This window comes from Jiangella aurantiaca (assembly GCF_004349105.1).
Classification (GTDB): domain Bacteria; phylum Actinomycetota; class Actinomycetes; order Jiangellales; family Jiangellaceae; genus Jiangella; species Jiangella aurantiaca.
Genome location: NZ_SMLB01000067.1, coordinates 25121 through 32095 on the forward strand (window position 1 = coordinate 25121; position 6975 = coordinate 32095).

General features: G+C 72.6%; 6 protein-coding genes, 1 tRNA gene and 1 pseudogene. 2 read left to right on the forward strand and 6 right to left on the reverse strand.

Annotated features, from left to right (window positions below; genetic code table 11):
- Nucleotides 1-162: 162 nt before the first annotated feature.
- From E1262_RS28105 to E1262_RS28125, 5 genes are all read right to left on the reverse strand, one after another.
- A tRNA-Phe gene (locus E1262_RS28105) sits at nt 163-235 on the reverse strand.
- A 185-nt stretch (nt 236-420) separates the two neighbouring features.
- Nucleotides 421-2430, reverse strand: a complete 2010-nt coding sequence (locus E1262_RS28110; RefSeq protein WP_132107654.1) for a bifunctional copper resistance protein CopD/cytochrome c oxidase assembly protein — start codon at nt 2428-2430, stop codon at nt 421-423.
- On the reverse strand, nt 2430-3068 hold the full coding sequence (locus E1262_RS28115) for a copper resistance CopC family protein (RefSeq protein ID WP_132107655.1): 639 nt from the start codon (nt 3066-3068) through the stop codon (nt 2430-2432). The genes E1262_RS28110 and E1262_RS28115 overlap by 1 nt, the downstream gene beginning before the upstream one ends.
- Nucleotides 3061-3795 carry a YcnI family copper-binding membrane protein gene (locus E1262_RS28120; protein ID WP_132107656.1) on the reverse strand — a complete coding sequence of 245 codons (735 nt, stop codon included), beginning with the start codon at nt 3793-3795 and terminating at the stop codon, nt 3061-3063. Before E1262_RS28120 ends, E1262_RS28115 begins: the two co-directional genes overlap by 8 nt.
- A 95-nt stretch (nt 3796-3890) precedes the next feature.
- On the reverse strand, nt 3891-4442 hold the full coding sequence (locus E1262_RS28125; RefSeq protein ID WP_132107657.1) for a hypothetical protein: 552 nt from the start codon (nt 4440-4442) through the stop codon (nt 3891-3893).
- A 149-nt stretch (nt 4443-4591) separates the two neighbouring features.
- On the opposite strand from E1262_RS28125, the gene E1262_RS28130 reads away from it, so the two are divergent.
- Together E1262_RS28130 and E1262_RS28135 are read left to right on the forward strand one after the other, a co-directional pair.
- Nucleotides 4592-5371 carry an ABC transporter ATP-binding protein gene (locus tag E1262_RS28130; RefSeq protein WP_132107658.1) on the forward strand — a complete coding sequence of 260 codons (780 nt, stop codon included), beginning with the start codon at nt 4592-4594 and terminating at the stop codon, nt 5369-5371.
- Nucleotides 5368-6735 (forward strand): FtsX-like permease family protein, encoded by a 1368-nt coding sequence (locus E1262_RS28135; RefSeq protein ID WP_203454586.1) that lies wholly within the window; start codon nt 5368-5370, stop codon nt 6733-6735. Before E1262_RS28130 ends, E1262_RS28135 begins: the two co-directional genes overlap by 4 nt.
- A 5-nt stretch (nt 6736-6740) precedes the next feature.
- Here the strand turns inward: E1262_RS28135 and E1262_RS30655 are convergent.
- A pseudogene (locus E1262_RS30655) lies at nt 6741-6975 on the reverse strand (formimidoylglutamate deiminase); the annotation flags it as partial.

Consider the following 6975-nt stretch of genomic DNA (forward strand, 5'->3'; position numbering starts at 1 on the left):
GACGACCGCGATGCGGCGCGACGCGCAGAGACCAGCTCGCCAGCTCAGATGGCGCGAGTGGATGGATCGCCGTGCCCCCGGCGTGCCCCAAGCGGCGGGTAAGGCGGGGGAATCACGGTCAACCGCGGCGACGAACGAGAGATGTTCGTGCTGGTGGAGGGGTGGACAGGGGCGGGTTCGATCCGCCGACCTTCCGCTTTTCAGGCGGACGCTCTTCCAACTGAGCTACCTGTCCTTGCGTTGGCGGGACGAGTTTAGCCGACGCCGCCTCCGGGGTGAAATCGCGCCTCTTCGAGGGCCAGGCCCGGCTGGGTGCGATCTTGCGTGGTGACACAGACGCCAACAGTTGGCGCTGGTGTCACCACGCCGGATGGGTGACCCGACCCCGCGAGGGCACGCCGTCGAGAGTGCCGAGCAAGCTCATGTCTTCTCGCGACGCGACCGCTCGTCGAGCTTGGCGAGGTAGGCGTTGTAGGCCTCGCGTTCGGCCTCGTCCTCGCCCTCGCGCCGATCGAAGCGCCGCGCCTCGCGTTCGTCCGAGCGATACCACTGGACGAACAGCACGCCGATGACCAGCAGGCCGGGCAGCTCGCCGAAGCCCCACGTGATCTGCCCGGCGAGGATCTGGTCGTCCAGGGCGTCGGGCAGCCAGGGCATCTCGGTGGCGATCTCGCGGTAGTAGTCGCCGGCGATGAGGCGCGACGACTCCATCAGGGCGAGGCCGAAGACGGCGTGGAAGGACATCGCCAGCAGCTGCAGGACGACGCGGGCCGGGAACGGCGGGCGCTTGGGCAGCGGGTCGATGCCGATGAGCATCTCGAAGAAGAGGTAGCCGACCACGAGGAAGTGAGCGCTCATCAGCATGTGGCCGGTGTGCGAGCGCATCGCCGACTCGAACAGGCCGGTGAAGTACACCGTGAACGAGCCGGACACGAACAGCGCCAGCGCCACCAGCGGGTGGGTGAGCACCTGAGCGACCGGGCTGTTGACGGCGGCGGTGATGGCCTCGCGCGGGCCGAGCTGACCCCGCCGGGCCGGCTTCAACGCGCGCAGCGCCAGTGTGATGGGGCCGCCGAGGACCAGCAGGATCGGGCTCACCATCATGAGGATCATGTGCTGGACCATGTGCACTGACAGCATCACCATGCCGTAGGTCTGCATCCCGCTCAGCCCCACGAAGCCCACCGTGGCGAGGCCGGTCAGCCAGGCGATGGTGCGGCCGACGGGCCACTTGTCGCCGCGGCGGTGCAGGCGCCAGACGCCGCCCAGGTAGAGCAACAGGGCGGCCAGGATGCCGAGCGCGAACATCGCGTCCGGGTAGAACTCGGTGATGAGCCGGCCCGGGCTGATCTCGGGCGGGACCGGGAAGCCGATGAGCGAGCGGACGGTGGTGCGGACCTCGGGGATCGCCGGACCGGGCGGCTCGGTGCGGCTGAGCGCGACGGCGAGGCCGAGCGCCACGGCCATGATGATGATCTCGCCGACGGCCAGCCGCCGGAAGGCGCCCGGGCGGCCGGCCTCCAGCTGCGGCAGCGTCCGGCTGCGGTGCCGCCAGCCGAGCCAGCCCAGCGTCACGAGCGCGAGCACCTTCCCGAACAGGATCAGCCCGTACGCCGACGTGAACACCTCGGCCAGCGAGGACAGCCGCACCCACGCGTTCAGCACGCCGCTGGCCGCGACCATGACGAAGCAGCCCAGCGCGACGGCGGAGAAGGCGCGCGCCGCACGCGGCAGCTCCCGCCCGCGCCGTCCGGCGTACCAGGACAGCGCGACCAGCCCGCCCACCCACAGCGCCATGCCGACCAGGTGCACCAGCAGCGACACCCGCGCCGAGTGGTGGTAGTCGCCGGTCGACGAGTGCCCGATCAGGCTGAGCGGCACCAGCGTCGCGACGCCGAGGCAGAACAGTGCGATGGCGCCGCCGTGGCCGAGGGTCAGCCGGGCGGCCGGGATGATCGCCAGCGCAAGCACGACCATTGCCGCGTAAGCGCGGCCCTGCTCGACCGTCGACGTGTACGAGACGAACGAGTCGCCGGCCAGCGCGTCCGGGAGCGGCCGCCCGACCAGGTCGGACAGCGTGAGCAGGTGGACGACGGCGGCGGCGACGGCCAGCACGAGCGCCGACAACGACGCCGCCCGCAGCGCGTGCAGCGCGTCGCCGCCGAGCTGGCCCTTGCGCACGGGCAGCACGACCGCCAGGCCCAGCAGGCCGACGGTGACCGCGCCGGCGCCGTCCAGCACGGCCCGGGCGATCGGCAGCCCCCACTTGGTGACGTCGCCGGGATCGCCCAGGCCGGGGATGCCGGCCGTGGCGTCGCCGCCACCGAGCAGCAGCGCGACGATCAGCGTGACCAGGGCGACCCCGGCCGCCGCCACACCCCATTGGCGGGTGGGCGGTACGACGTCTGCGGCCGGAGTCGAGATGTTCATCAGCTGTCAGTGTCCTCCGCGGTCCCGCGCCGCCGGCCACCGGCCGCCACGAACGCGAGGACGGCGACGACCAGGGCGCCGCCGACGATCAGCAGAACGGTCGCCGTCGAGCCCAGCCCGTCGTCGTCCTCGGACGAGGACGAGCCCGAGCCGGCGGCCGGCGTCGTCTCGTCCGACGGCTCCTCGGCCGGCGTCTCCGCCGGCGACGCATCGGGCGACGGGGTCGCGGACGGCGTCTCCGCCGGGGCCGCCGGTCCGGCGCCGGCGACGGTGAACGCGACGGTGCCGTCGATCGGGTGGCCGTCGGACGACACGACCCGGTAGGCGATCGTGTAGTCGCCGTCCGGCAGCTGCTGGACGGCCTGGATGACGGTGTCGCCGACGGTCTGCGGTGCGCCGTCCTGGTACGCGGTGCCGGCGGCGTCCGTGACCGCCACCTGCACGAACTCGCCGGGGATCGCGTTGCTGAACACCAGCTCGACCGAGGTGAGTGGCGTGCTGACGGTGCCGCCGTCCTCCGGCGTGCTGGCGACCAGCTGGTCGTGGGCGACGGCGGCCGGGGCGGTGACCAGGGACAGCCCGGCGACCGGGGCCGCGGCGAGCGCCGCGACCCCGAGCAGGCGACGGAGCCTACGCATTGCGCCGCCGCAGCGCCGCTGCACCGACGCCCACGCCGGCCGCGCCGACGACGAGACCGCCGATGCCGACCCCGCGCGCAAGGTCGTCGCTGCTGTCGCCAGACGCCGCCGACGCGTCGTCCGACGTGCCGCCGTCGTCGGACACGTTCTCCGCGGCTGGCGCGCCGCCGTGGCCGTCCTCCCCGGTTGCCTCGACGACTTCCAGCACCGGCGCCGGATGCTCCGGCTCCTCCTGCCCCTCGACCGTCTCCTCGGCCCACGCGACGACCTCGCCGTCGTCGTAGGTCTGGGTGGCGGGGAGGAAGTACGTGCCGGCCTCGGGGAGCGGGCCGACGGAGATCGCGAACTCGTCGAACTCGCCCGGGTCGATGCGCACGCCGGGGTCGGCGGTCCAGGTGATGGACGTGACCGCCTCCTCGAGCGTCCGGTCGCCGACCTGCACCGGCTCCGGGAACTGTGTGGTGGTGAGCTCGGCGGTCCAGCCCGCGTGCGGCTGCACCCGCACCGACGGGATGGGGGTGTCGGCGGGCAGATCGAGCTTCACCTGCACCGTGCCCGCGGTGTCGGACTCGTTCGGCACCCGGACGGTGATCTTGGCGTAGGAGCCGGCGGTGTCGACGTCCGGCCGGATGGTGACGTGCGCCGCGGCGGTGGCCGCGAGGACCACCCCGAGCGTGACGGCGCCGCCGGCGGCGAGCCCCGCCCGGGCGAGGTTACGTGTGATCATGAAATGCGTCCTTTGTCGTGGTCGTGGAGATACACGAGACCCCGCGACGCCGCAACCCGGCGCCGCGTCCCCCGTGTTGGTTCAGTTGTGGTCGTTCAGCCCAGAACCGGCAGCGCCGGCGGGCCTCTCCACGGTGTCGACCGGACGAGCAGGACGCTGCGCGGCGTGGCCGCGTCGACCTCGCCGTCGGTGGCCCGCACTCGCGCCACCGCCACGACCGGGACCGCCAGCAGCCGGCGCACCCGCGTGAGCAGCACCGTCGCGGACAGCGCGGCCAGCGACCACGCGACGCTCTCGGCCCCGGCCAACAGCACGGTCAGCACGACGGCGGACAGCGCGTGCGTCAGCGCCATGCCCGCGGACGGGACGACGGAGGACGGCGCGCCGTGGTGGCCGTCGAGTGTCAGCAGGACGTGCAGCACCGGCTGGGTGAACACCAGCATCGCCGCGATCTCGGCCACCGAACGCCGGCGGTCGGCCAGTGCGACGCACGCGACGCACAGCAGCAGCGCCACCGCGACGAAGCCGGGATTCGTCGTGACGTCGCCGCCGGCGGCCGCATGGGCCAGCGTCGGCAGCATCAGGCAGGCCGTGGACATGACGAGGCCGCGCGCGACGCGCGCTCGCCCGCGTCCGAGACCTGGCACGCCGTCACTGTACCGAGAAGGTCAAGAGCGGCCTCACCTTAGGGCTAGCCCCACCAAGGCTGGGGAGTCTGCTCCATCGTGCCCGGCCAGGGCGGATTCCTAGGTTTCTCGTAGGCGCAGACGAGCGCCAACCGAGGACGGAGACTGAGATGCCTGAGCACGACATCACGAGCGCCGCGGAGGCCCTGCGGCTGGTCCAGGTCAGCAAGACCTACGGCACCGGCGACAACCCGGTCCGGGCGCTGGACGACGTGTCCCTCAGCCTGGCCGCGGGCACGTTCACCGCGATCATGGGCCCGTCCGGATCCGGCAAGAGCACGTTCCTGCAGTGCGCTGCCGGCCTGGACCAGCCGACCGCCGGCCGGGTCTTCATCGACGGCGCGGAGCTGACCGGCGGCAGCGAGACCGCGCTGACGAAGTTCCGGCGGCAGCGCATCGGCTTCATCTTCCAGCAGTTCAACCTGCTCCCGACGCTCACCGTCCTGCAGAACGTGACGCTGCCGCTGCGGCTGGCCGGCAAGCGGGCCGACCGCAAGCGCGCGATCGCGATCCTCGAGCGGGTCGGGCTGGGTGATCGCATCGGCCACCGTCCGGCCGAGCTGTCCGGCGGCCAGCAACAGCGGGTCGCCATCGCCCGGGCGCTGGTCACGAATCCGAGCGCGATCTTCGCCGACGAGCCCACCGGCGCCCTGGACAGCCGCAGCGCCCGCACCGTGCTGTCGCTGCTCGCCGAGGCGGTGCGCGAGTTCGGCCAGACGGTCGTCATGGTGACACACGACCCGGTGGCGGCGTCGTACGCCGACTCGGTGATCTTCCTGGCCGACGGCCGGATCGCCGGCTCGCTGGACCGTCCGACGGCGGAGACCGTCGCCGAGCGGATGACCCACCTCGGCGATGCGGTCACCCTGCGCCCGGCCGTGGGTGAGTGACGGTGTTCGGGCTGGCCGTGCGCTCGCTGCGGCACCGCACCGGCGGGTTCGTCGCGAGCTTCCTGTCCATGTTCCTCGGCGCGACCGTCGTGATGGCGTTCGCCGCCCTGCTCGACACCGCCGGCGGTTCCGGCGTCGACGACGTGAGCGAGGAGACGCTGACGACGATGGCGCTGGTCGTGGGCGGCTGGGGTCTGGTGATCGTACTGTTCGCTGTGATCTCGACCATGACGCTGTCGGTGCGGCAGCGGGCCGGTGAGATGGCGTTGCTGAAGAGCATCGGCGCGACGCCGTTCCAGGTCGGCCGGATGATCGTCGGCGAGGCCGCCGCCGTGGCCGTCGTGGCGGCGGCGCTGGCGATCCTGCCGGCCATGGGTGCCGGCCGGCTGCTTCTGGAGCTGCTGCAGAACACCGACCAGGTCGCCGAGGGGATCTCGTACGGGTTCGGTACGGCGGCGCTGTCCATCGGACTCGGCGTGACGTTCCTCGCGGCGGTCAGCGGCGCGATCGTCACCGCCCGCCGGGCGACGAAGCAGCGGGCGAAGGAGGCGATGACGGCGGTCACCGTCGAGCAGGCGCGGATGTCCCGCAAGCGCGTGATCGCCGCCATCGCGTTCCTCGCCATCGGCCTGAACTGCGCGATCCTGACCGTCGCACTCTTCGACGACAAGGGCATCGACGCGATGCAGACTGCCGGGCAGGCGTCCATCTGGTTCTCCATCGGGCTGGCGCTGTTCGCGCCCGTGCTGGTGCGGGCCGTGACGGCGGTGCTGGCCGGTCCGCTGCGGCTGCTCGGCGGCATCAGCGGCTACCTCGCGGTCGAGAATGTCCGCCGCCGGACGCAGCACATGGCCGGCGCGCTGATGCCGATCATCCTGTTCACCGGCATCGCGACCGGCACGCTGTACATGCAGAGCATCGAGAACGCCGCGCCGCCGGCGGCCGGGTCGTCGATCCCGGCGGACGAGGCGCAGGCGATCGAGACGCTGAACTTCGTCGTGGTAGGGATGCTCTCGGTGTTCGCGGCGATCCTGGTGATCAACACGCTGGTCGCGGCCACCACCTACCGGCGCCGCGAGTTCGGCCAGCAGCGGCTGGCCGGGTCGACGCCGCCCCAAGTGCTGAGCATGGTAGGCATGGAGGGCGTGGTGCTCGCGGCGGCCGGCGTGCTGTTCGGCTCGATCGGCTCCATCGTGACGGTGTTCCCCTACAGCTTGGCCCGCACCGGTGAGCTGCTGCCGGACACCACCATCGGCATCTACGTCGGCATCGTCTCGACCGCCGCCGTTCTCACGCTGGCGTCCTGCCTCGGCGCGGCCCGGAAGGCGATCCGGGTGCCCGCGGTGCAGGCGGTCGCCGTGTGACGGTTTCAGGCCCACAGCGGGGCGACGGCGCGGGTCAGCAGGCCCGCGACGTCGCCCCTTTCGTGCGTTCCGCCGCTGACGATGGTGCGGCCGGCGACGATGACGGTGTCGACGTCTTGGGCGCCGGCGGCGAAGATCAGGTGGGCGGGGTCGGCGCCGGTGGTGTGGACGGTGTCGGTGCGGACGGCGACGAGGTCGGCCGCCGCGCCCGGGGCGAGGCGGCCGTTGCCGGGCCAGCCG

Coding starts and splice junctions, on each gene's coding strand:
- E1262_RS28130 (WP_132107658.1), top strand. CDS start 4,592: ATGCCTGAGCACGACATCACGAGCGCCGCGGAGGCCCTGCGGCTGGTC.
- E1262_RS28120 (WP_132107656.1), bottom strand. CDS start 3,795: ATGATCACACGTAACCTCGCCCGGGCGGGGCTCGCCGCCGGCGGCGCC.
- E1262_RS28110 (WP_132107654.1), bottom strand. CDS start 2,430: ATGAACATCTCGACTCCGGCCGCAGACGTCGTACCGCCCACCCGCCAA.
- E1262_RS28115 (WP_132107655.1), bottom strand. CDS start 3,068: ATGCGTAGGCTCCGTCGCCTGCTCGGGGTCGCGGCGCTCGCCGCGGCC.